Genomic DNA, 23448 nt, shown 5'->3' on the forward strand with positions numbered 1-23448 from the left:
CGGCAGGGCTCCAGCATGTGCTTGGAGGGTCTGGCTGGAGCCCTGTCGGTGTCGCGGTCAGTGGATACGGAAGTAGCTGAGCGGTTCAGGTGCGTAGCTGCTTTCACGCACCCGCCGCTGGTGTTCATGCAGGCGGGCTTCGATCTCACGCAGTTCCAGCCAGCTGCGGCGGTTGAAGGCGATGTCATGGTAGCCGCGGCCCTGGCGTTCGGCCTCCAGCTGGCGCAGACGCTGGTAGTCGAGGAAGTTGGCGACTTCGCCGGCCAGTTTCGGCCAGGCGGTGTCGATCACGATGGCCTGATCCAGCTGCCCGACGCCGGGGACCGAGTCGGGGATCAGCTGGTGGCTGGCGTGCAGATAGGCAATGACCATATGCAGCTCGCAGCTCACCTCGGCAGCGGGCTCCCAGTCGCTCTCCTGCAGTAGCTGTTCCAGCAGGTGGGCGTGGCGCATTCGCTGCTCGATGCAGGGCGAGGCGCTGTCGTCCCGGGCGGCGTTGTTCAGGTTGCGGGCAGCGGTGGCCAGCTGGTCGGTCTGCAATGGCGGCTGGATGCGGCCGAGCCGGGCTAACAAGCGATTGAAATGATCGACTTCACGCGGAACCAACACGTAATCGTTCACATGGCTGCGACGGTGCGGAAAGCCGCTCGGGTACTGGTCCAGAACCTGCGGCAGCGGAAGGCGGGGGTCGATGGCGTACATGGTGGTGCTCCTGCGGGTGGGGGGCGTCCGGGAGGGGAGAACGCAGCGCCAGCATCCGCTTGGGCGTAGCATTGGTCATGATGGCGGGCGGAGCCTTCAGACAGTCATTGCGCTGGTTTCTGAGGAATTCATGAGGGCTTGCCGATGGGTGCGGTCGAAGACCCTGGTGACACAGGACAAGCGGTCGAGCGCTACCGTTTCGACGGCATCGTCGTGGATGCGCTGGCGCATACGCTCAGCCGTGACGGCCAGTATCAATCGCTGGAGCCAAAAGCATTCGCCGTGCTGTTGATGCTGCTGCGGCATGCCGATGAATTGCTGGTGCGCGACCAGTTGCTGGATGCTGTCTGGGGCCATCGGCATGTGACGCCGGGTGTGCTGACCCGGGCCATCGCGCAGTTACGTTCCGTACTTGACGACCATTCGCATGAGCCGCGTTACATCCAGACCCAACATGGCCTGGGTTACCGTTTCATCGGCAAGTTGTTACCGCCGGAGAACAACGATTCAGCGGCAGCGGCTTCAGTGCCGATTGCAGATTCAGCCGTGGCGGTGTTGCCAGTAGCTGAAGAAGAAACGACTGGACGGTTCGCTGCTGAACCCCGGTTGCCGGCCGAGCTTCCACAGCAGCAGAAATCAGGCTTTGCGCGCTGGTGGCGGGAGGCACCGAAGTTATCGCTACCGGCGTGGATGCGTTCACGCGCGTTCCTGATCGGCTGCGCATTGTTGCTGCTGCTGTTGGGTGCGGGCTACTGGTGGTGGAGTCGCACGCCGGTTGTGGCGGGTGCTTCGATTGCGGTGATGCCATTCAGCAGCCTCAGCGACGATGCCGCTGACCGCTATTTCGCCGATGGTCTGGCGGTCGAGATGCATGACGCCTTGACCAATGTGCCGGGTCTGAAAGTGGCCGCGCGCCAGATCGCGGTCCCTACCGGCAGCGATGTCGATGGTGACGATGTGCGCCGGATCGGCGCCCGTTTGGGTGTGGCGACACTGCTGGATGCCAGTGTGCGCCGGGAAGGTGGGCGGGTGCGTATCAGTGCGCGGTTGTCAGACACCACGACCGGCTTCACCCTGTGGGCGGAAACCTATGACCGCGAGATCAACGACGTGTTCGCGCTGCAGGGCGAGATAGCCAATCAGGTCGTGCACGCCCTGCTCGGTCATCTGCCCGGGAAGACATCCGGTGTGGCGCAGCGTTTGAGCCCGACCACCGACGTCAACGCCTATGATGCTTATCTGCGCGGCTTGGCGTTGCTGCAGCGACCAATCGGCGAGGCCGGCAATGAGCGGGCGATGGCGGCGTTTGCACAGGCGCTGGCGATTGATCCGCACTTCGCGCGGGCCCAGGCAGGCATTTGCCGCGCGCAGATCGCGCGGCTGGAGGGGGTCAGTGACGCTGGTGCGTTTGAGCGCGCACGTCAGGCCTGTGCGCGGGCGCAGGCGATGGACCCCGGCTTGCGCGAGGTGAGTCTGGCAATGGCGGAGATCGCCCGCGTCAGTGGCCAGAACGAACAGGCGCTGCAGCTGTACCAGCAGGTCATTGATGATCCGGCGCTGCGCGCCGACGGTCTGGTCGGACAAGCACGCACCTATGCTGCACTTGGCAAGGAGGAGCAGGCGCTGCAGTCGTTCCAGCAGGCCATCGCGGCGCGGCCCAGTGATGCGCAGATCTATCGACTGCTGGGCTACCACCATTGGCTGCGCGGTGATGTGCCCAAGGCGATAGATGCGTTTGTGACCGCCACCGTGTTGCAGCCGGAAGATAGTCGCCTATGGGGTAGCCTGGGTGGCTTGTATCTGGCCCAAGGTGACACCGCGCAGGCCGGGCACGCCTTCAATATGTCCTTGTCGATCGAGCCCAATGCCGGTGCATTGACCAATCTTGGCACGATGAAATTTGATCACGGCGAATACGCGGTCGCTGCGGAACTGTTCCAACAGGCGACGGTGCTGGAGCCGGAGGACTATCTGCACTGGGGCAATCTGGCCGATGCCCTGGCCGCGGCGCCCGCAACCGCAGCACAGGCACAGGCACCGTATCTGCGTGCGGCACATCTGGCGCAGAAATACGTCGATGTGCGCCGCGATGATGCTTATGCCTTGGCCTTGCTGTCCTGGTACCGCGCCAACCTGGGCGAGCGTGCACGCGCGCTGCAGGATCTGCAGGCTGCCCGCGCGCTGGGCACGCAGGCAGCGGAGGTCGCGTTGTGGTGCGCGCAGACCTTGACCCTGCTCGGCGACAAGGCGGGTGCGCACAGCTGCGTCGAAAGCGCGTTGAAGCAGGGCATACCGCAACAGCGCATCGACGCCTTGCTGTCGCTGCAGCGTTACGCGCTGGTCGGCAGCGGCGTGCGTAAAGAGTAAAGACCGGTTTTTCTGTCCGTGGCGGCGGACCCCAGCGAGGAGTGGCCGTCATGAACTACAGAGTGTGGCTCTATCTTGTCGTCTCCACCGGAACGGTTACTGGCGTTGTTGCCTGCGCCACGCAGCCGCCGCTTCCAGGTGAAGTGTCGCAATGCACGGAAAATCTACCGCCGCGTATCGTCAAACTGGTCTACGTCGATGTGGCGTCTGGTCCAAATGGACCGGTAGTCACTCCGGATGTGTGCACGGTGCGGAGTGGTACGCAGGTGCTCTGGCGCACCTCAGAAGATGTATTGGACCCGTTCGCGTTGGCGTTTGCCGAATCTCCCGGTGCGGCCGCGTACTACCGCAGTGCGGGCAACACAGGACAGAAGGACTTCAATTCGCAGCGCATGGGCAGGCGGCAGGAAGTGCTGATCGTTGCAAAAGCCGTGACCAGCGAGAACAACATCAAGTATGACGTGCGCATCGGCTCAACCCACCTCGACCCGGGGATCAAGATCATGCCGCGCTGATCGGCGCGGCATGTGACTCAGGAAGCGTCCAGGCTCGCACGTACCGGGGCGAAGCTGCGCCGGTGCTGCGGGCAGGGACCATGTGCGCGCAGCGCGGCCATATGGAAGGGGGTGCCATAACCCTTGTGCTGGTCGAAGCCGTACTCGGGATGCTGCTGGTGCAGCTCCAGCATGAAGCGGTCGCGGCTGACCTTGGCCAGGATCGATGCGGCCATGATGCTGCGGTCGATGGCGTCACCGCCGATCAGTGCTTCGGCCGGACAGGGCAGGCCCTTGGGAATCTTGTTGCCATCGATGCGGGCGAACTGGGCGACATGTGCCACGCCTTCCACCGCCAGACGCATGCCCTGCATGGTGGCCTGGAAGATATTGAGGCTGTCGATCTCGGCTACGTCGACCATCACGATCTTGTAAGCCAACGCACGTTCGATGATGCGCTCGTAGAGTTGATCGCGACGAAGTGCGGTCAATGCCTTGGAGTCATCCAGGCCGTTGATGCGCGGGCGTTCGGGATCGAACACGACGGCCGCTACCGCCACCGGGCCGGCCAGCGGGCCGCGCCCGGCTTCGTCGACGCCAGCAACCAGGCGCGGGGCCTGCCGTGCCAGCAAGGCGGCATCGTCAAACAAGGACAGCGAGACATCCGCTGCCTTGGGAGTGCGCTTGGCGGTCACGGCTGGCCTTGCTTGCGTGGCGCCTGCAGCAGCCCGGCGACAGCGTCGGCGGCGCGTGCCGAGGCGTCCTGGCGCAGTTGCTGGTGCAGCTGCTGGTAGTCGTCCTGCAGGCCGCTGACGCAATCGGGATGCTCAAACCAGTTACGTACTGCGACGGCCAGATTGTCTGGGGTGCATTCGTGCTGGATCAACTCCGGCGCCAGATCCTTGCCGGCCAATACATTGGGCAGGGCAAAGCGATTGACCTTGATCAGGCCAAGCGCCTTGACGATGCGATAGGTGAGTTCGGCCACGCGGTAGCCAACCACCATCGGCCGTTTTACCAGCATGGTCTCCAGGGTGGCGGTGCCGGAGGCCAGCATCACCACGTCGGCGGCGATCATCGCTTCGCGTGCCTTGCCGTCGAGCAGGTGCAGGCGCGCGCTGGGTAGCGCTGCGCCGCGGATCTGCTCGGTGATCATTGTCTTGCACTTGGCGTTGGCCGCCGGCACGACGATATGCAGGCTGCGGTCTTGCTCGCACAGCTGCCAGGCGGCGGCGAAGAAGGGCGGGCCGAGCCGGCTCACTTCGCCCAGACGGCTGCCGGGCAGCACCGCGAGCAGCTTTGCCTGCTCGGGAATGCCCAGCGCTTGCCGCGCTGCCGTGCGATCACTGTGCAGTGGGATTTCATCCGCCATCGGATGGCCGACGAAGCGCGCGTCAATACCGTGGCGGGCATAGATCGGCGGTTCCATCGGGAACAGGCACAGCACCAGATCAGCGCTGGCACCGATTTTCTCCGCGCGCTTCTCACGCCAGGCCCAGACCGAGGGGCTGACGTAGTGCACGGTACGCAGGCCACGTTGCTTGAGCCACTTTTCCACGCCCAGATTGAAATCCGGTGCGTCGATGCCGATGAATACATCCGGCTGCCAGTCGAGCACGCGCTGGCGGAATTCCTTGCGCAGCTTAAGCAGGCGCGGCAGATGGCGCAGGATTTCAGCCAGCCCCATCAGCGCCAGCTCGCTGGCATCAAACCAGGTTTCGCAGCCGGCATTGCGCATCACATCGCCGCCGATGCCGGCAAATTCGGCATCGGGGTAGCGCGTACGCAGGGCATTGATCAGGCCGGCGCCGAGCAGGTCGCCCGACGCCTCGCCGGCAACCAGCGCGATGCGCGGCTTGCGCGCGTGACCCAAGCCCGATTCGCGAGTCTCTGCGCTCATCGCTGCAGCGGACGCTCGCCGTGCTCGATGAAGTCCAGCATCTGCTTGACGTCATCGCTGCTCTGCGCCTGCTCGGCCAGCGCCAGCTTGGCTTCGGCCAACGGCACACCGGCGACGTAGATGGTGCGGTAAGCGCGCTTGATCGCACTGATGCGCTCTGCGTCGAAGCCGCGACGCTTCAGGCCTTCGCTGTTGATGCCGCGCGGACGGCCGTGGCCATCGATGCCGACCATGGTGAACGGCGGGATATCGCCGGTGACCAGTGCACCCATGCCGAGGAAAGCATGGTCACCGATGCGGCAGAACTGATGGGCACCAGCGAAGCCGCTGATGATCACCCAGTTGCCGACCGAGACGTGGCCGGCCAGCGTGGTGTTGTTGGAGAACACGCAGTGGTCGGCGACATGGCAGTCATGGGCGACATGCACGTAGGCCAGCATCCAGTTGTCGTTGCCGATGCTGGTCACGCCACCGCCGCCGGCAGTGCCGCGGCTGAGGGTGACGAACTCGCGGAACACATTGCGGTCTCCGATCACCAGCTCGGTGCGTTCACCGGCGAACTTCTTGTCCTGCGGCTCGCCGCCGACCGCGACGTGGCCGATGAAGCGATTGTCGCGACCGATCCGGGTCGGACCGTGGATGCTGCAATGCGGCCCCACTTCGGTGCCGTCGCCGATCTCGACGTCGGCGCCGATCAGGGTGAATGCACCCACGCGCACGCCTTGGCCGAGTTTGGCCGAAGGATCGATGACCGCGGTCGGGTGAATCAGGGGGGCGCTATCGCTCATCGTTTACTCCGGGCAGATTATTCGCGGGTGCCGGCGCACAGCACTTCGGCGTGTGCGACCACTTCACCATCCACCTTGGCTTCGCCGTAGTAGACCGCCATGTTGCGGATCATGCGCTTGACCTGCACATGCAGTTCCAGCACGTCACCAGGCACCACCTGCTTCATGAAGCGCACATTGTCGACCTTGACCAGGTAGAACAGCTTGGACTGCGCATCGCGGCCAAGGCTGAGCTGGGTCAGTACGCCGCCGGCCTGGGCCAGCGCTTCGATGATCAGCACGCCGGGCATGATCGGCTGGCCCGGGAAGTGACCCTGGAAGTAGGGCTCGTTGATGGTGACGTTCTTGTGCGCGATGATGCGCTTGGCGTCCACATCCAGTTCGACAACCTTGTCGACCAGCAGGAACGGGTAGCGGTGCGGGATCAACGTCTGGATGGTGTTGACGTCGATGGGCATCTGCAGTGGTGCGTTCATTCTTTCTCCTTGCTCACAGCCAGGATGCGCCGTGCCAGCGAATCGAGCTGCTTGAAGCGCGCGGCGTTTTTGCGCCACGTGCGGTTGTCGGTCAAAGGGGTACCCGACGAGTATTCGCCCGGTTCGGTAATCGAGTTGCGCACCACCGAGCGGCCGGTGATGACGACGTGGTCGCAGATTTCCAGGTGGCCAACTACACCGACTGAGCCACCTAGCAGGCAGTAGCGGCCGATCTTGGCGCTGCCGGCAATACCGGTGGAGCCTGCGATGGCGCTGTGTGCGCCGATCTGTACGTTGTGGGCGATCTGCACCAGGTTGTCCACGCGCACATCTTCGTCCAGCGTGGTGTCTTCCAGTGCGCCGCGGTCGATGCAGGTGTTGGCGCCGATCTCGCAATCGTCGCCGATGCGCACGCCGCCCAGCTGCGGCACCTTGATCCAGTGGCCGTTGTCCATTGCCAGGCCGAAGCCTTCGGCACCGAGCACGGCGCCCGGATGGATGCGCACGCGCTTGCCCAGTTTGACCCGGGCAACCAGGGTGACGCGCGCCAGCAGTTCCGTGCCAGCTTCGACCACGCAGTCGTCACCGATGATGCTGCCGACGCCGATGATGCAGCTCTCGCCGATCACGCTGCGTGCGCCGATGCAGACGTGCGGTCCGATATGGGCACTGGCGGCCACCGTCGCGCTGGGGTCGATGACCGCGCTGGGGTGGATGCCGGGCTCGCGCACCGGAACGGTCTCGAACAGCGCGCCGATCTTGGCGAAGGTGGTGTACGGGTCCTTGGCGACCAGTGCGGCCCCCGGCGCGGCCTCGGCGTCATCGGCGCGCAGCAGCACGATCGACGCCTTGCTGTCAGCCAGCTGAGCCCGGTAGCGCGGATTGGCCAGGAAGGTCAGCTGCCCGGGGCCGGCATGCGCCAGCGTGGCAACACCATGGATGGCAACCGACGGGTCGCCGTGCACCTGCAGGCCGAAACGGTCGGCAAGTTCCTGAGCGGTATAGGTAGGAGTATTCACGCAGCAAGTTTACCGTGTGCGCCGATGGCGGTCATGCGAACGGACGTTATCACCCTTGCAGGGCAAGGGCAGCGGAAGGGCGGGTCATCCGCAAGTACGGATGTTTTGGCCGGGGGCGAAGTGTGGCCGCCGTGGCTGGGAGGCCGTTCCACAACCTGCACGTGCAAAGCCCTTAAAAGCAAACCCCGGGACTGTATCGCTTCCCGGGGCAGCTTGAGGTAGTAATTCTGGTGTGGAGCCCCCTTTGGTAAAGGGGGCGCGCCGACAGGCGCGGGGAATCGGAAGACCAGAGCGCGCCCGAAGATTGCGCCATTGCGCAATCTTCGGTACCCGGGGCTACGCCCCGGGTCAGCGGGTCAGTTCTATTTAGAACTGACCACCAAAGGTGAACTGCAGGCGCTCGATCTCGTCGCCATCTTCCTTCTTCAACGGGAAGGCATAGCTGATCGAGATCGGGCCAACCGGGGCGCGCCACAACAGGGCGACACCGGCTGAAGCACGCAGTTCGTTGGCCTTGAAATTGCTGGTGCCGTTGTACACGTTACCGAAGTCGAAGAACGCCGAGACACGCGCCGACGGGCTGTCGAACAGCTTCGGGAAGTAGGCCTCGATCGAGCCTACCGTCTTCACCGAGCCACCCAACGGCTGGCCGTTGTAATAGCCGCCGATGATTTCCGAGCGCGGGCCCAGGGTGTTGTCTTCGAAGCCACGCACCGAGTTGGTACCGCCGGCGTAGAAGTTCTCGAAGAACGGCAGCCCACTGGCCTTGACCTGACGGTGGTTGGCAGTCGGGTTGCTGCCGCAGTCCACCACCTGCGTGGTGCCCGCGGTGCCGGGGACGGCCGGGATCGCCGGAGTAGTCGGGGTGGCTGGGGTGCCCGGGGTGCCTGGAGTGCCCGGGATATCGTTCCAGCAGATATCGCGGACCTTGTCCTTGCCGTAGGAGTCGCCGTAGCCCAGTTCCAGACGGGTATTGATCACCAACGAGGGGATGATCGGCCAGTACTTGGAGAACTGGTAGCTCAGCTTGTAGTACTCCACGGTCGAACCCGGCAACGTGGTTTCCAGGCCGAGGCGCTGGTAGGTGCCGCGGGTCGGCATGAAGTAGTCGTTACGGGTGTCGCGTGCCCAGCCCAACTCCGAACGCCAGGAGTGGAAGGTGCGCGTACCGACTGCATCGATGTAATCGATGATCGCCTTCGGGGTGTAGCCGGAGTAGGTGGTGATCTGGTTGCTGTCGATGCCGAACATCAGCGAGAACGCATCGTTCTCGGTGATCGGCACGCCGAACACCACCTGCGCCGAACCATTGGTGCTGTTGTACTGGGCGGTGTTGAAGTCGGAGTAATCGAGTTCGCGCCAGGACAGGTTGTAGCCCAGCGAGACACCGTCGTCGGTGAAGTAGGGGTTGGTGTAGCTGAAGCCATAGCGCTGCAGGTAGCTGCTGCGCGAGGCTTCAACCGACACGCGGTTGCCGCCGCCGAGGAAGTTGTTCTGCGACAGCTGCACCGAGGTGGTCATGCCGTAGGACTGCGAATAGCCCAGGCCGAACACGAAGCTGCCGGAGGTGGTTTCCTTGACGTTGTAGACCACGTCGACCTGGTCGTTGCTGCCGGTCACCGGCTGGGTCTCGACGTCGACCGATTCGAAGTAGCCCAGGCGCTGCAGACGGATCTTGGAGCGGTCGATCGCAGCCTGCGAGTACCAGCTGTTCTCGAACTGGCGCATTTCACGGCGCAAGACTTCGTCGCTGGTACGCGAGTTGCCCTTGAACACGATGCGACGCACGGACACGCGTGGACCCGGGACCACCTGCATGTTCACTGCCACGGTGCGATCGGCGCGGTTGCTGGTCGGGATCGGGTTGACCTTGGCGAAGGCATAGCCAACGTTGGACAGGCTATTGGTGATGCCGTCGGCACTGAACTCCAGCAGGGCGCGCGAGAACGTATCGCCCGACTTCTGGATGACCATCTTCTCCACGTCTGCCTGCGGCAGGATGGTGTCGCCGGTGACCTTGATGTCAGAAATCTTGTACTGCTCGCCCTCGGTCACGCCGGCGGTGACGAACATGTCGCGCTTGTCCGGGCTGATCGAGACCTGGGTGGAGTCGATGCTGAAATCGACGTAGCCACGGTCCAGGTACCAGGAGTTGAGTTTTTCCAGATCGCCGGACAGCTTTTCCTTGGAGTACTGGTCATCGCGGCGGTACCACGAGGCCCAGTTGTGCTCCTTGGATTCCCAGGTATCGAGAATGTCGGTCGCTTCGAATTTCTCGGTGCCGATCAGGTTGACGTGGCGGATCTTGGCCGCCTTGCCTTCCTTGACGGCAATGGCGACGTCGACGCGGTTGCGGTCCAGCGGGCTCACCGTCGGGGTGATTTCCACGTTGTATTTGCCGCGGTCGTTGTACTGCCGGCGCAGTTCCTGGGTCACCCGGTCCAGGCTCAGGCGGTCGAAGGTGCCGCCTTCGCTCAGGCCGATGTCGCTCAGGCCTTTGAGCAGTTGCTCACTCTTGATGTCCTTGTTGCCGGTGACGGTCAACTTGTTGATCGCCGGGCGTTCCTTGACCGTGACAACCAGGATGTCGCCCTGGCGGTCCAGCTGCACGTCTTCGAAGAAGCCGGTCTTGTACAGGGCGCGGATGGTGTCGCCGATCTTGGCGTCGTCCACGGTGTCGCCGCGTTCCACCGGCAGGTAGGTGAACACGGTGCCGGAGGAAATACGCTGCAGGCCGTCCACGCGGATGTCGCTGGCGGTAAAGGGCTCGGCCGCCTGTGCGAGCACAGGCAGGGCCAGACCAGCAGCAAGTGCGAGGGCCAGCAAGCGGCGATTGGGAAGTCGCGTCATATCACGTCCGGTTGGAGTCGATTTCGATAATGCGTGGGTGCCGGCGTAAGACGACGACAACGGGAAAAAGTTCATCGCGGAACCAAACTGAGGATGTCGTTGTAGAACGCCAGTCCCATCAGCCCGGCCAGCAGCGCCAGACCGATGAATTGGCCGGCAGCCATGGCACGCTCGCTAAGCGGGCTGCCCTTGACCAACTCGATAAGGTAATACAGCAGGTGCCCGCCGTCCAAGATGGGGATGGGCAACAGGTTGATGATGCACAGGCTCAGCGACAGCAAAGCCAGGAAATACAGGAACCAATCCAGCCCGCGTTCAGCCGAGGCATTGGCCACGCGGGCGATGGTGATCGGCCCGGAAATGTTCTTTACCGAGGCGTGGCCGGTCAGCATGCGGCGCATCATGCCCAGCGAATCTGCTGCCAATTTGCCGGTTTCGCGCACTGCAGCGGGCAGCGCGGCCAGCACGCCGTACTGCTGGCGGGCGTCGTAAACGGGGGGCTGGTTGGTGGCGAATCCCAGGCCGATACGCCAGATGGACTTGCCGTCCGGGGTCTGGCCCATCTGCGGGGTGATCTCCAGCGCCAGTCGCTCGCCTGCACGTTCCACCTCGATCATGCCCGGGCCGCCACGCTGGCCCAGTTGTTGGATCAGGGGCTGGACTTGCCCGGCATCTTCCACGCGCTGGCCGTCCACCGCCAAGATCAGATCGCCGGGTTGGATCAGGTTGGCTGAGGCCGAATCGGCCTCGACCTGGGTCACCCGGGCTGGTTGCAGCAAGAATTGCCAGGTGAGTCCTGCCAATACGGGGACCTGGCGCTCATCAAAACCAGCCGGCAGCTGCGACAACGGCAGCACCCGTGTGCGTTCGTTGTCGAGGTTGTCGCGGACGCGTACATGCGCATCCTGGCGGTCCATGGCGGCGGTGGTGAAGGCCATGCTGGCCTCGGCCCAGGTATCGACGTTGCGGTTTTCCACTGCAAGGATACGGTCGCCGGTGACAAAGCCGGCCTGTGCGGCCATGCCAGAGGTGCGGCCGATGGTGGCCGAGTAGTCCTGGCGGCCAATCACAAACATCGCCCACAGCAGGGCAATGCACAGAATCAAATTGGCGGCCGGGCCGGCGGCGACGATGGCGATGCGCTGCCAGACGGTCTTGTTGTTGAATGCGACGGCGTGTTCAGCGGCCGGGACCTCGACCTCGCGCTCGTCGAGCATCTTCACGTAGCCGCCCAGCGGTATGGCGGCGATGACGAACTCGGTGCCGTTGCGGTTGCGGCGGCTCCACAGCGGCTTGCCGAAGCCCACCGAGAAGCGCAGAACCTTTACCCCACAGCGGCGGGCAACCCAGTAGTGGCCGAATTCATGAAAGGTCACCAGCACGCCGAGGCTGACGATCATCCACCACACGGACCCTAAAAAATCAGCCATGGGCACAGCTCGGTTGTAGGGTGAATTCAGACATTCGGCAGGCGGGCAATCGCGGTTTCGGTGATATGGCGGGCCTGGGCGTCAGCTGCCAACAGGACGTCCAGTGTATCGGCCGCCACGTAAGGCAGGGTAGAGAGGGTGTGCTCTACCAGTGCCGGAATCGACAGGAAGCCTATGCGGCCCTGAAGAAAGGCTGAAACAGCCACTTCATTGGCGGCGTTCAGGATCGCCGGGGCACTGCCGCCGGCCTCCATTGCCTGCCAGGCCAGGCGCAGGCAGGGGAAGGCGTCCATGTCCGGCGCCTCGAAATCCAGCCGGCCCTGGGTTAGCAGATCCAGCCCGCCGACGCCCGATTCGATCCGCTGCGGCCAGCCCAGGCCGACCGCGAGGGTAGTGCGCATGTCTGGCAGGCCAAGCTGGGCCAGGGTCGAGCCGTCGATGAACTCAACCAGCGAGTGCACCAGGCTCTGCGGGTGGACCAGCACGTCGATGCGCGAGCCGGGCACGTTGAACAAATGGTGGGCCTCGATGACTTCGAGCCCTTTATTCATCAACGTCGCCGAATCGACCGAGATCTTCGGGCCCATCGACCACTTCGGGTGGGCGACGGCCTGTGCCACCGTCACCGCTTCCAGCTCGGTGCGGCTGCGGCCACGGAACGGGCCGCCGGAGGCGGTCAGGATAATGCGGCGCACACCGGCTTCCAGCCGCGCATCGCGCGAACGCAGGCATTGGAAGATGGCGTTGTGTTCGCTGTCGATCGGGATGATCTCGGCGCCGGCATTGGCCGCCTCGCGGGTCAGCAGCTCGCCGGCCAGGACCAGCGATTCCTTGTTGGCCAGCAGCAGGCGCTTGCCGGCACGGGCGGCGGCGAGCGTCGAGGACAGACCGGCGGCGCCAACAATGGCAGCAACGACGGTGTCGCAGCAGTCGCTGGCGGCCAGTGCATCGATGGCTTGATGGCCGGCATGTGCTTGGGTCGACAGTCCGGCGTCTTTCAGGCCGTCACGTAGACGCGCGAACAGCGCCGGGTCGGCAATCGCGGCGTGATCCGGACGGTGCTGCCGGCAAAGTGCGATCAACGCATCCACATTGCTGCCCGCAGCCAGCACGCTGGCGCGCATCTGCTGCGGGTGGCGGGCCATCACATCCAGCGCCGAGGTGCCGATGGAGCCGGTGGCGCCAAGGATGGCGACCTGACGTATAGAAGAGGTGGACATGCTTAGAAGCCGAAGATTTCCTTGCCCAGCGCAAACACCGGCAGCGCGGCGAGCACGCCGTCGATGCGGTCCAACACGCCGCCATGGCCGGGAATGATGTGCCCCGAGTCCTTGGCGCCGGCATGGCGCTTGAGCAGGCTCTCGAACAGATCGCCGAGCACCGAGGCTAGTACCGCCACCGCGGTGACCAGCATCAGCCAGCCGAACTGCGACATCTGCACGCCGGCAAACCAGCCAAATACGCCAGCGGTGATCAGGCCGGCGACCAAGCCGCCAAGCAGGCCTTCAATGGTTTTGTTGGGGCTGATGCGTGGGGCCAGCTTGTGCTTGCCAAAGGTACGGCCGGCAAAATAGGCGCCGGAATCGGCCGCCCAGACCAGCGACAGCGCAGTCAGCAGCCATAGGTGCCCGTTGCTACCGGCATGAATCAATACCAGCGAGGCCCAGGCTGGAATGATCGCCAGGCTGCTGGCGGCGAGCTTCAGCATGCGCGCGCTGCTTTCGTCATGCGCGCCAAAGTCGAAGAATCGCAGCCACAGCAGGGCCAACAGCCAGAAGCCAACGCCGACCAGTGCCGCCAGTTGGAACAGCACCATGCTGCCGTCCGAGGCCCAGACCAGCAGCACCATCAGCAGCAGGTTCAGCGCCACCAGCACGGTGCGCGGCAGGCCAACCACGCCGGTGAGTTTGAGCCACTCCCACAGGCCGATCAGGAACACCAGCGCAGCAGCGGCAGCCAGCCATTGGCTGGGCAGGAACAGGATTGCGCAGATCGCCACCGGGGCCATGATCAGCGCTGCAATCACACGTGTTTTGGTCATGAATGTGCGCTCGTTGCCGCGTTGGCGGCGATCTGGGCGCTGGTCAGACCAAAGCGGCGCTCACGCCCGGCGTAGTCATCAAGTGCCAGTTGAAGGACGGCCGCATCGACATCCGGCCACAGCACGTCAGTGAACCACAGCTCGCTGTAGGCGAGCTGCCACAGCAGGAAATTACTGATGCGGGTGTCGCCGCCCGTGCGTATGAACAGGTCAGGCGGTGGCATGTCGGCCAACGCTACGTGCTGGCCAAGTGCCTGCTCGTCGATCTGCTCGGGGCGCAGGGTGCCGGCGGCGACTTGTTCGGCCAAGGCCCGTGCCGCCAGCGCGATATCCTGGCGACCACCATAGCTGGCGGCGATGCTCAGGGTCATCGCGGTATTGCCGATGGTGCGTTGCTCGGCCTTGTCCATACGCTGGACGATACTGCCGGCGAAGCGGCTGCGGTCACCGATGAAGCGCACGCGCACACCGCGGCGGTGGAGTTCATCCACCTCGCGGTCCAGTGCGCCGAGGAACAGCTTCATCAGCGAGTCGACTTCCTCCTGCGGGCGGCCCCAGTTTTCACTGGAAAACGCAAACAGGGTGAGTGCGCCAACGCCACGCTCGAGGCAGAAATCGATGCTGCGGTTGACCGCGCGCGCACCGGCGCGGTGGCCGATCATGCGCGGCCGCCGGCGTTGCTGCGCCCAACGGCCATTGCCATCCATGATGATGGCAATGTGGCCAGGCACGGCAACGGCCGCAGTGTCGCTATGCGGGACGGAGGACACGCCTCAGACCGCCATCAGTTCCTGTTCTTTGAGCTTGACCACTTCGTCGACGTCCTTGATCGCCTTGTCGGTCAGCTTCTGGATGTCTTCCTGGCTGCGACGGTCGTCATCCTCGGTGATCGCCTTGTCCTTGAGCAGCTTGGCCACTTCCTGGTTGGCGTCACGGCGGATGTTGCGGATGGCGATCTTGGTTTCTTCGCCTTCCTTGCTCACCGACTTGGCCAGTTCCTTGCGGCGCTCTTCAGTGAGCGGCGGCAGGTTCAGGCGGATCACGGTGCCCATGGTGGTGGGGGTGATGCCGATGTCGGAGGCGTAAATGGCCTTTTCCACTTCCTTGATCATGTTCTTGTCGAACAGGGTGATCACCAGCGAGCGTCCTTCGGACACACTGATGCTGGCCACCTGATTCAAGGGGGTGTCGGTGCCGTAGGCCTTGACCTTGATGCCTTCCAGCAGGGCCGGCGAAGCGCGGCCGGTGCGGATGGTGGTAAGGGTATGGCGCAGAGCATCAATGCTCTTGGTCATGCGCGCCTGCGCATCTTGCTTGATATCGTTGATCATCGGCCGAATCCTGGATGTTTCTAGAACCGGCCGATTATAGGCGATTACCCCTGCCCACCGCGCCGGCAGCGTGGGTTAGTGTGCGTCGCGGCCGTGCACCAGGGTGCCGATGTGCTCGCCGTGCAGGATCTTCAGCAGCTCGCCGGGCTGGCTCATGTCGAAAACGCGCAGCGGCAGGTCGCTGTCACGGGCCAGGGCAAAGGCGGCCGTGTCCATGACTTCCAGGCCCTGGCTGATGACCTGGTCGTAGCTCAGGCTCTCGTAGCGGACCGCATCGGCATGCTTGTTCGGGTCCTTGTCATAGACGCCGTCGACCTTGGTGGCCTTGAGCAGCAGGTCGGCGCCGATCTCGATCGCGCGCAGGGCAGCGCCCGAATCGGTGGTGAAGAACGGGTTGCCGGTACCGGCGGCGAAGATCACCAGGCGGCCCTTTTCCAGATGACGGATGGCGCGGCGACGGATGTAGTCCTCGCACACGTCGTTGATCTTGATCGCGCTCATCACGCGGGCCTTGCCGCCGGCCTTTTCAAGCGCGTCCTGCATGGCGAGGGCGTTGATGACGGTCGCCAGCATGCCCATGTGGTCGCCGGTGACGCGGTCCATGCCGCCTGCGGCCAGGCCGGCACCGCGGAAGATGTTGCCGCCACCAACCACCAGGGCGATCTCAACGCCGGCGCTCTGGGCTTCGATGACTTCGTGGGCCAGGCGGTTGATGACCTTGGGGTCGATGCCGTAGTCCTCATCCCCCATCAGCGCCTCCCCGGAAAGTTTCAACAGGATGCGACGGTAGGCGAGCTTGGACATGGTGACCTCAGATGGCTGGAAAACGCGGGGGATTCTAACGGATGCCGCAGTTTCAGGTGACATCTATTGTTGCAGCGCAGCGACAAAAAGCCGGTCAATCGCTATCTGGTTCAGCAGGCGGTGGGGTGGGGGTCCGGTGCGCGGGCAATTACGCGGTTGCGGCCAAGGTTCTTGGAGCGATACAGCACGTCATCGGCGGCCTTGAGCAGATCGCGCATATCGGTGAAACGCTCATATGCCCCATGGGTTGCGACACCGGCCGAGAAGGTCACATGCAGTGGGGTGTCGGCCACGGTGACGATCGGGGCTTGGGTGATGGCGCCAAGTACGCGGCGGATCACTTCCAGCGCGGTCTGCTCGTTGGTGCCGGGGAATAGCACGACGAACTCTTCGCCGCCGAAGCGGGCCACGGTATCGCTGCCGCGCAGCTGACCCTGCAGCTGGCTGGCGAACGCCTGCAATACCTGGTCACCGACCAGATGGCCGTGCTGGTCGTTGATCTTCTTGAAGTCGTCCAGGTCGATGAAGGCCACCGACAACGGACGGTCGGCGCGGCCGGCGCGGTCGAATTCCTGCGCCAGCACCACTTCCAGCTGGCGCCGGTTCAACAGCCCGGTCAGTGCGTCCAGGTGCGCCTGCTCGGTCAGACGGCGTGCCTGTTGTTCGAAGTCATCGGCGCGTCGCTTGGCGGCGCCAGCGTCCTGCAGCTCGCGCAGGTTGCGCAGGGCCATCAATTCGGCGGCGTGATCGAGCAGGTAGGTGATGCGGGCAGGCGATGGCACGGGTACGTCGAACAGTGCACTGATCTCCGGCAGCATCTGGCTGACCTGCTGCAGCACCAGTTCGAACTGGCTGCTGTCCATGTCCAGCTGTGCATGCACCAGGCGCAGCGCGCTGTCACGGGCCTGATCGGTATCCTTGCTCAGCCAGATCTCGGCGATGCTCCCGGACAAGGCGACGCAGCGGCCGAACAGATCAACCGGCTCGGCGGGTGCTTCGCTGTGCCTGATGGCGTCGACCAGATAAGGCGGCAGGCCCCATTGCTCGCACAACTCGGCGCCGACGTCGGCGTGGCTGCAGTCGAGGATGGTGCGTTCGTGGGCCAGGAGTTCCTGATTGCTGCTGGCGCTGGCAAGCAGGCCCGGGTAGCTGTCGCTACGCAGCTGCAACAGGGCAAGGATGCCGATGTCCTGCAGCAGGCCGGCCAGCATCAACTCTTCCACCCGGCGCACATTGCGCGCCAGGCCCAGATAGCGCGCGGCCAGGGCGCTGAGGATGCTGCGGCGCCAGACCGCTTGCAGCAGCAGGGCGTGGTCTTCGTCCTCGCGCAGTGCGCGCGACAGGCTGAAGCCCAGTGCCAGTTGCAAGGTGGCGTTGAGACCGAGCATGGTCAATGCCTGGCCCAGGTTTTCAATCCGGCGGCGGCTGGCGTACAGCGGTGAATTGGCGATGCGCATCATGCGTGCGCTCAAGCCCATATCCAGTGCTATCACGTCAGCGGCGCTGGCGATGTCGGTTTCCGGATCCTGCGCAAGCTCGATCAAACGGACAGCGATGGCCGGTGGCGAGGGCAGGTTGCGGCAGAGGGACAGGGCTGCAGTAAGCTCGGGGGACATGTCGAAGAAGCAGGCGGCAGTGGTTCAAGCATACAGGATGCCTTAAGCAAAGACGGGGTATTGCAGTCCAGTGCCGGGAGTGTGGTGTCGCAGGTACTTTGCGGCAAAGAAAAAGCCGCGGAAATCCGCGGCTTTTTCAGATGTTGCGGGCAGCGGGTGCTTAGACCTGCATCGCCTTGGCAACTTCAGCGGCGTAGTCTTCCACCACCTTCTCGATGCCTTCGCCAACGGCCAGGCGCTGGAAGCCGACGACGTCGCCGCCAGCGGCCTTGACGGCCTGCTCAACGGTCTTGTCGCCGTCCAGAACGTAGTTCTGGCCGTACAGGGTCACTTCGCTGATGATCTTGTTGATCTTGCCGCTGATGATCTTCTCAAGGATTTCAGCCGGCTTGGCCTTTTCCTTTTCGCTCATCTTGGCCAGCTCGATTTCCTTTTCCTTTGCAACGAAGTCGGCCGGAACGTCGGCAGCCTTGTTGTGCGGCGGGTTCATCGCGGCCACGTGCATTGCCAGGCCCGAAGCCAGCTCGGCGTTGCCGCCAGCCAGTTCGACCAGCACGCCGATCTTGCCGTTGCTGTGCACGTAGGTGCCAACGGTGTTGGCGCCGTCGATCTTGACCAGGCGACGGATCTGGATGTTTTCACCCAGCTTCTGGATCGCGGTGGCGCGGGTTTCTTCAACGGTTTCGCCGCTGGCCAGCTTGACCGACTTCAGGGCTTCAACGTCGGCGGCGCCAGAAGCCAGGGCGGCAGCGGCGACGGCGTCGACGAACGCCTTGAAGTTGACGTCGTTGGCAACGAAGTCGGTTTCCGAGTTCACTTCGACCAGCACAGCCTTGCCGCCTTCGCTGGCAACGCCAACGCGGCCTTCAGCGGTGACGCGGTCGGACTTCTTGTCGGCCTTGGCAGCGCCGGACTTGCGCAGGGCTTCAGCCGCCGCGTCGATGTCGCCATTGGTCTCGGACAGAGCGCGCTTGCACTCCATCATGCCGGCGCCAGTGCGCTCGCGCAGTTCCTTGACCAGGGAAGCAGTGATTTCCATGGAATTACCTCATCAATAGAAAGGGGTAGGCCGGCCATGATGGCCGGCCGTTGTTACGCAGCCCTGTCAGTGCTCGGCGCCATTGGTGCCGGCACAGGGGGAGCGGGCGCGATGGTTGCGCCCGCCGGTGGGGATCAGGCCGAAGCCTCGTCACCCTTCTTGGCCGGAGCCTTCTTGGCCGGAGCGCGGCGAGCCGGCTTGGCTTCTTCGCCAGCAGCGGCTTCGCTGAACTCTTCTTCGCGCACGGTGGCGGCGTTCGGAGCAGCAGCCTTGCCTTCCAGCACGGCGTCAGCAGCGGCGCGAGCGTACAGCTGCACGGCACGGATGGCGTCGTCGTTGCCCGGGATGGCGTAATCGACCAGTTCCGGGTTGTAGTTGGTGTCAACCACGGCGATCACCGGGATGCCGAGCTTCTTGGCTTCCTTGATGGCGATGTCTTCGTGACCGATGTCGATGACGAAGATAGCGTCGGGCAGACGGTTCATTTCCTTGATGCCGCCCAGCGAGGCTTCCAGCTTGTCGCGCTCACGGCGCAGGCCCAGCACTTCGTGCTTGACCAGCTTGTCGAAGCTGCCGTCGGTTTCACCGGCTTCCAGTTCCTTCAGGCGGGCAACCGACTTCTTCACGGTAGCGAAGTTGGTCAGGGTGCCGCCCAGCCAGCGCTGGTTCATGAACGGCATGCCGCAACGCTCTGCTTCTTCCTTGATGGATTCGCGTGCGCTGCGCTTGGTGCCCAGGAACAGGATGGTGCCGCGCTTCTGTGCAACCGAGGAGATGAAGTTCATCGCATCGTTGAACAGCGGGACGGTCTTTTCCAGGTTGATGATGTGGATCTTGCCGCGGGCGCCAAAGATGTACTGGCCCATCTTCGGGTTCCAGTAACGGGTCTGGTGGCCGAAATGGACGCCGGCTTCCAACATCTGACGCATGGTGATCTGGGGCATTGCAAAACTCCTGATGGTGGAACTGACATCGCGCGCGACCGGTTTGTTGGAGTCGTGCTGCGATGCGCGGCTTCTATATGGAGCGCGCAAACAGTTCCGGGGTTGGGCTTCCCTGACGCCTCCGTGGCCGAACCCTGAAGAACAGGGCACCCCGGCACGGATGGGGGCGACAGGTGAGGATTCACCGGTTGACGCCCGGTGTCAGCGCGCTTCAACGGGCATGCGCCCGAAAAAGCCGGCGAAGTATAGCCTTTGCCAGGGCTGGGTGCAATTTCCGGGTCGGCGGGTGATTCTGGCCGGCCTAATAAGTAAGTGTCACCGTGATCGTGTCGCTGTAGCTGCCCGGAATGGGGGCTGGCTGCGGGAATACCCTGCCATAAACGGGGTAAAAGACGTCTTCGTTTTCACCGACATCACTGGCACCGGTGGCCTCTGAGTCGCCCCAGGGGATGAGCAGCGCCGGGTCGAGATACAGCTCGTAGGGCAGGAAGTTGCCATTCGACGCCATCCGGCGTTGCCCATTGGCAGGGTTGCTGCCGTTGTTCAGGGTCATTGTCCATGCGGTGCCGGTGGCGCAGCGCAGGCGGATCAGTGAACTCTGGTCGCGGGGCGCGTCGAGACGGCTGGCGCTGCCAAAGTCCAGGTCGGTGGCGATGGTGATCAGGCAGGCGCTGGGCACTTGCGCGCTGACAGTGCCAAAAAGGAACTGCGATTGGCCAGCACCACCCAGCAAGGGAAAGGTGCCATCGCGGCAGTTCTCTGCGGTTGGGGGTGCCAGCAGTGGCGGGCCATAGCTGTATCGGAGGATGGAGGTGCCCGGACTGCCTTGGTATTGGTAGGCAGCCGGCAATGTCTGACCACCCGGGACGCGGGCATAGATGTTGAACGAAATCTGTTGTGGGCTCAGTGCTCCCGCCTGGACGGCAATTGCGTAAATCGGCTGGCTGCCACCAAACGCGCCAAGCAGCTGTGTCTGCGCCGGGTTCGCGTAGAGGTCGTAGTTCATCAGGGTACCTGCGTCGTTTGTCATGTGGCGCGGTGCCACGCCGCCGGGAATGCCCTCGCCAGGGAAAATGCAGGCGGTGATCTGGTTGCCGAACGGTGCCTGGCCCTGGCAGCTCACGACGACGGTGGCCGCTGTATCGGTAGTGGCGGTGCCGCGGATTTCACCGAAATCAATGTTCGGGCTGCGGATTACCTGGCAGCTTTGCGCGAAAGCGGAAAGTTGGGGACATGCCAGCGCGAGCAGCAAAATGAGTTTTGTTGCGATGGCTGGGCGTCGCAGCGAGCGTCTGGCAGGGGCGCTTATGGTTGGCATTGCAGTGTTGTGATGACGGGCGGGTCGTTGCCTTGCACGCCGATGGGCAGGGGGATCACGCAGTCATGGCTGTCATCCACCGGGATGCGCAGCACCGCGTCGGCAGGCGGGTCCTGTAAATACACTTCACCGTCATGTCCAGCGACGGTGCTTGCTACGAGTTGGCCTGCCAGTTCGACGGTGATCGTGCTGCCGATGCCCAGCCATTGGCCGTCCGTGTCGCGAATCTGCAGGCGCATCGGGCGACTTGGTTGCAGTTTGAAAACCACGCTTGCGCCACTGCCCGATGCGGGCACTACCAGCTGCTGTGGCGCGTCCAGCAGCAAATCCATTGGCAAGCCAAGGGTATCGATGCTGATCAGGTTGCGCTGCCAGGCGCGCAGCGGTGCAACCAGCAACTGCCCATGCGCATCGGTGCTGCCGACCAAGCGGTTTTCCAGTCGCACCGGGACCTGTGCCACGCCATTGGTCGAGACCAGGGCAAATGCGTCGTCAACCTGGCGCAGGGGGCGTATGCTCTGGCCGAACCACACGATACTGCCATTGGCATCGACGTACCCGGCGGTGCCGGCAGCGGCATCGTAGTCCATGCCGATACGCCACTGGCCGGCGTCGCCCAGGTGGCTCAGTTCGGCGTTGGCGCTGCGGCGTGTGCCCAGGTTCGCCTGCGCGCGCCAGCCCCAGCCGCCTGCATCCGCTGGCACGCTGCGACGTGCCTCCAGCGCCAGTACGTTGCCGTCGCCGCCATGGTGTAGCGAGCTGCTGAGCTGGGTAAGCCGCCCCAGGGGCAGGGAGACGTACAGGCTGGCGCTGTCTGTCTGCCGGTTGTCCAGGTCGTGCTGGAGCTGCACGCTGAGCCAGGCATTGCCGCGCAGGTTGCGTGACCAGCCCAGTCCGGTCAGGCGGGTGGGCGCACTGCCTGGGTAGTGCTGGGACACGTAGCTGAGGCTGAACTGACCGCTGTGTACGTTGCCCATACCTATAAAGAACTGATCGGTACGGCGCGGGAATGGTGCATTGGCAAGAAACGCCGGGGCATCGCGGAAGCCGCTGCTGCTGCGTTGGGTGCGGGCCGAGACACTGAAACCGTGTGCGTTCCACTGATAACCAAGTGCATGTTGATGTCCGGGCAGGTTGCCGGCGCGACTTCTGCTAAGCGAACCGCTCAGTATCCCGCCACGCTTTCCCAGCAGGGCCACCGCGCCAACGCCGGCCAGTTGCAGGTCCGTGCTGAGCTCGGTGTGCGCTTCGATCGTGACTTGTTGGTACATGCCATGGCGCAGGCTGGCGCTGGCCATCGGCCTGTCACCGTAGGCGAAGGAGCGCAGGCCGTAGTCTTGACGCAACACGCCCATATCCAGTGACCAGTCGCTCAGGCCGGCCTGCAGCAAGGTGGGCGCGCCGTACAGCGCAAACTCCAGCATGCGCTGCTCCCCGTTGATATCGGTCACCAGCAGCTGCGCCTGGCCACTGCCGTTGAGCGTGGGGATGGCGTCCAGTTGGAATCGCCCTGGTTGCACGTTGCGGCTGGCCTGGCGGATGCCATTGATGTACAGGTCGACCGTGGACGGCAGCAAGGCGTCGCCAGTGAATGATGCCAATGGCGTGGTCACACGGTACGGTTGCAGGGAGAAATCTCGCGACAGGTGTACGCCTGCGATGCGGGCGGCGCGCGACCATTCGAGCGCGCCGGTTACGTTGTCGCCAATGCTCAGGCTGAGCATCGGACCGGGCAGGTCGAGTTGCCAGCGGCTGTCCAGACGGGTGTTGCGGTGTTGCCAGCGGCCTGGGCTGCTGTCCACGCTACTGTTCTGGGTGGTGGACCAGATGCCTGCTCCAACGCCGAACAGGCGCAGCTCGCTGAAGCTGCTGGCGCTGCGGAATCCGCGTTGCTGTTGCGCGTGCAGGTCGTAGTTGAGCATGAGACCGGGAGTGCTTTCGCTTGCCGCGAGCACGCTGGGAGGCGTTGCCAGACTCAATTGAGTAGGTGGCCGGCTCAGTCCCGCCAGCGGCAGCTGCAGCGCGAGGCGCTGGTTGCGGGCGTCGTAACTGATCTGGATATCTGGCAGTTGGCCCAGATCAACCGATTGCTGGTCGGGCTCCACGCCCGCAGGCAGGCGCAGGCCCAATTCCTGCAATGTTGCCGCGCTGGCAGACAGCTGTTGTCCGGTAGCGATGAAGCGTGCCAGCTGGGTGCTGCTGCCCTGATTGATCCGGACTTCCAGATACAGCTCCTGAGGCAGCTGCTCGCCAATACCGGCGAGTGCCGCATCCGGGCGGGCAGGTGGCGCGGCAGACAGGGACGAGCTACTCGCCATGAGTATTGCCA

Annotated in this window: 20 protein-coding genes; 2 read left to right on the forward strand and 18 right to left on the reverse strand. The window is 63.9% G+C overall.

From position 1 onward, the window contains the following. Positions 1-57: 57 nt before the first annotated feature. On the reverse strand, positions 58-702 hold the full coding sequence (locus ACVOLL_RS09525; protein WP_481512689.1) for a hypothetical protein: 645 nt from the start codon (positions 700-702) through the stop codon (positions 58-60). Positions 703-846: 144 nt separating this feature from the next. On the opposite strand from ACVOLL_RS09525, the gene ACVOLL_RS09530 reads away from it, so the two are divergent. Beyond that, positions 847-3069, forward strand: coding sequence for a winged helix-turn-helix domain-containing tetratricopeptide repeat protein (locus ACVOLL_RS09530; protein ID WP_481512690.1), 2223 nt, complete (start codon positions 847-849; stop codon positions 3067-3069). A 50-nt stretch (positions 3070-3119) separates the two neighbouring features. Further along, positions 3120-3584, forward strand: a complete 465-nt coding sequence (locus ACVOLL_RS09535; protein WP_481512691.1) for a hypothetical protein — start codon at positions 3120-3122, stop codon at positions 3582-3584. A gap of 17 nt (positions 3585-3601) precedes the next feature. On the opposite strand, the gene ACVOLL_RS09540 is transcribed toward ACVOLL_RS09535, so the two are convergent. The 17 genes from ACVOLL_RS09540 to ACVOLL_RS09620 form a co-directional block, all read right to left on the reverse strand. Further along, positions 3602-4219 (reverse strand): ribonuclease HII, encoded by a 618-nt coding sequence (locus tag ACVOLL_RS09540; RefSeq protein ID WP_481512756.1) that lies wholly within the window; start codon positions 4217-4219, stop codon positions 3602-3604. Between the two features lie 35 nt (positions 4220-4254). Next, on the reverse strand, positions 4255-5463 hold the full coding sequence (gene lpxB, locus ACVOLL_RS09545) for a lipid-A-disaccharide synthase (RefSeq protein ID WP_481512692.1): 1209 nt from the start codon (positions 5461-5463) through the stop codon (positions 4255-4257). Continuing rightward, positions 5460-6251: an acyl-ACP--UDP-N-acetylglucosamine O-acyltransferase gene (lpxA, locus tag ACVOLL_RS09550; RefSeq protein ID WP_062166472.1), complete on the reverse strand. Its 792-nt coding sequence runs from the start codon at positions 6249-6251 to the stop codon at positions 5460-5462. The genes lpxB and lpxA overlap by 4 nt, the downstream gene beginning before the upstream one ends. A gap of 17 nt (positions 6252-6268) precedes the next feature. Then, positions 6269-6727 carry a 3-hydroxyacyl-ACP dehydratase FabZ gene (gene fabZ, locus ACVOLL_RS09555; RefSeq protein ID WP_481512693.1) on the reverse strand — a complete coding sequence of 153 codons (459 nt, stop codon included), beginning with the start codon at positions 6725-6727 and terminating at the stop codon, positions 6269-6271. Next, entirely contained in the window at positions 6724-7746 is a 1023-nt protein-coding gene (lpxD, locus tag ACVOLL_RS09560) for a UDP-3-O-(3-hydroxymyristoyl)glucosamine N-acyltransferase (RefSeq protein ID WP_481512694.1), read from the reverse strand. Before lpxD ends, fabZ begins: the two co-directional genes overlap by 4 nt. Positions 7747-8112: 366 nt before the next feature. Then, entirely contained in the window at positions 8113-10596 is a 2484-nt protein-coding gene (bamA, locus tag ACVOLL_RS09565; RefSeq protein WP_481512695.1) for an outer membrane protein assembly factor BamA, read from the reverse strand. 71 nt (positions 10597-10667) lie between these two features. Further along, positions 10668-12026: an RIP metalloprotease RseP gene (gene rseP, locus ACVOLL_RS09570; protein ID WP_481512696.1), complete on the reverse strand. Its 1359-nt coding sequence runs from the start codon at positions 12024-12026 to the stop codon at positions 10668-10670. 26 nt (positions 12027-12052) lie between these two features. After that, a complete protein-coding gene (locus tag ACVOLL_RS09575; protein WP_481512697.1) occupies positions 12053-13246 on the reverse strand; it encodes a 1-deoxy-D-xylulose-5-phosphate reductoisomerase in 1194 nt (397 codons plus the stop codon). A 2-nt stretch (positions 13247-13248) separates the two neighbouring features. Then, a complete protein-coding gene (locus tag ACVOLL_RS09580) occupies positions 13249-14067 on the reverse strand; it encodes a phosphatidate cytidylyltransferase (protein ID WP_481512698.1) in 819 nt (272 codons plus the stop codon). Then, positions 14064-14837, reverse strand: a complete 774-nt coding sequence (gene uppS, locus ACVOLL_RS09585) for a polyprenyl diphosphate synthase (protein ID WP_481512699.1) — start codon at positions 14835-14837, stop codon at positions 14064-14066. The genes ACVOLL_RS09580 and uppS overlap by 4 nt, the downstream gene beginning before the upstream one ends. A 3-nt stretch (positions 14838-14840) precedes the next feature. Beyond that, entirely contained in the window at positions 14841-15398 is a 558-nt protein-coding gene (frr, locus tag ACVOLL_RS09590) for a ribosome recycling factor (protein WP_481512700.1), read from the reverse strand. Between the two features lie 75 nt (positions 15399-15473). Further along, positions 15474-16202, reverse strand: coding sequence for a UMP kinase (gene pyrH, locus ACVOLL_RS09595; RefSeq protein ID WP_481512701.1), 729 nt, complete (start codon positions 16200-16202; stop codon positions 15474-15476). A 110-nt stretch (positions 16203-16312) separates the two neighbouring features. After that, complete coding sequence (locus tag ACVOLL_RS09600; RefSeq protein ID WP_481512702.1) at positions 16313-17818, reverse strand: HDOD domain-containing protein; 1506 nt, start codon at positions 17816-17818, stop codon at positions 16313-16315. A 160-nt stretch (positions 17819-17978) separates the two neighbouring features. Next, positions 17979-18857 (reverse strand): translation elongation factor Ts, encoded by an 879-nt coding sequence (tsf, locus tag ACVOLL_RS09605; RefSeq protein WP_481512703.1) that lies wholly within the window; start codon positions 18855-18857, stop codon positions 17979-17981. Positions 18858-18991: 134 nt separating this feature from the next. Next, on the reverse strand, positions 18992-19801 hold the full coding sequence (gene rpsB, locus ACVOLL_RS09610) for a 30S ribosomal protein S2 (RefSeq protein WP_282267380.1): 810 nt from the start codon (positions 19799-19801) through the stop codon (positions 18992-18994). 301 nt (positions 19802-20102) lie between these two features. Further along, positions 20103-21119: a Csu type fimbrial protein gene (locus ACVOLL_RS09615; protein ID WP_481512704.1), complete on the reverse strand. Its 1017-nt coding sequence runs from the start codon at positions 21117-21119 to the stop codon at positions 20103-20105. After that, a complete protein-coding gene (locus ACVOLL_RS09620) occupies positions 21107-23437 on the reverse strand; it encodes a fimbria/pilus outer membrane usher protein (protein WP_481512705.1) in 2331 nt (776 codons plus the stop codon). The genes ACVOLL_RS09615 and ACVOLL_RS09620 overlap by 13 nt, the downstream gene beginning before the upstream one ends. Positions 23438-23448 lie beyond the last annotated feature (11 nt).

It is taken from the genome of Stenotrophomonas sp. STEN035 (assembly GCF_056759935.1).

Excerpts from the sequence above, each read along its gene's own strand:
- ACVOLL_RS09525 (WP_481512689.1), bottom strand. The coding sequence starts at position 702 with ATGTACGCCATCGACCCCCGCCTTCCGCTGCCGCAGGTTCTGGACCAG.
- ACVOLL_RS09530 (WP_481512690.1), top strand. The coding sequence starts at position 847 with ATGGGTGCGGTCGAAGACCCTGGTGACACAGGACAAGCGGTCGAGCGC.
- ACVOLL_RS09535 (WP_481512691.1), top strand. The coding sequence starts at position 3,120 with ATGAACTACAGAGTGTGGCTCTATCTTGTCGTCTCCACCGGAACGGTT.
- lpxB (WP_481512692.1), bottom strand. The coding sequence starts at position 5,463 with ATGAGCGCAGAGACTCGCGAATCGGGCTTGGGTCACGCGCGCAAGCCG.
- lpxA (WP_062166472.1), bottom strand. The coding sequence starts at position 6,251 with ATGAGCGATAGCGCCCCCCTGATTCACCCGACCGCGGTCATCGATCCT.
- fabZ (WP_481512693.1), bottom strand. The coding sequence starts at position 6,727 with ATGAACGCACCACTGCAGATGCCCATCGACGTCAACACCATCCAGACG.
- bamA (WP_481512695.1), bottom strand. The coding sequence starts at position 10,596 with ATGACGCGACTTCCCAATCGCCGCTTGCTGGCCCTCGCACTTGCTGCT.
- rseP (WP_481512696.1), bottom strand. The coding sequence starts at position 12,026 with ATGGCTGATTTTTTAGGGTCCGTGTGGTGGATGATCGTCAGCCTCGGC.
- ACVOLL_RS09575 (WP_481512697.1), bottom strand. The coding sequence starts at position 13,246 with ATGTCCACCTCTTCTATACGTCAGGTCGCCATCCTTGGCGCCACCGGC.
- ACVOLL_RS09580 (WP_481512698.1), bottom strand. The coding sequence starts at position 14,067 with ATGACCAAAACACGTGTGATTGCAGCGCTGATCATGGCCCCGGTGGCG.
- frr (WP_481512700.1), bottom strand. The coding sequence starts at position 15,398 with ATGATCAACGATATCAAGCAAGATGCGCAGGCGCGCATGACCAAGAGC.
- pyrH (WP_481512701.1), bottom strand. The coding sequence starts at position 16,202 with ATGTCCAAGCTCGCCTACCGTCGCATCCTGTTGAAACTTTCCGGGGAG.
- ACVOLL_RS09600 (WP_481512702.1), bottom strand. The coding sequence starts at position 17,818 with ATGTCCCCCGAGCTTACTGCAGCCCTGTCCCTCTGCCGCAACCTGCCC.
- tsf (WP_481512703.1), bottom strand. The coding sequence starts at position 18,857 with ATGGAAATCACTGCTTCCCTGGTCAAGGAACTGCGCGAGCGCACTGGC.
- rpsB (WP_282267380.1), bottom strand. The coding sequence starts at position 19,801 with ATGCCCCAGATCACCATGCGTCAGATGTTGGAAGCCGGCGTCCATTTC.
- ACVOLL_RS09615 (WP_481512704.1), bottom strand. The coding sequence starts at position 21,119 with ATGCCAACCATAAGCGCCCCTGCCAGACGCTCGCTGCGACGCCCAGCC.
- ACVOLL_RS09620 (WP_481512705.1), bottom strand. The coding sequence starts at position 23,437 with ATGGCGAGTAGCTCGTCCCTGTCTGCCGCGCCACCTGCCCGCCCGGAT.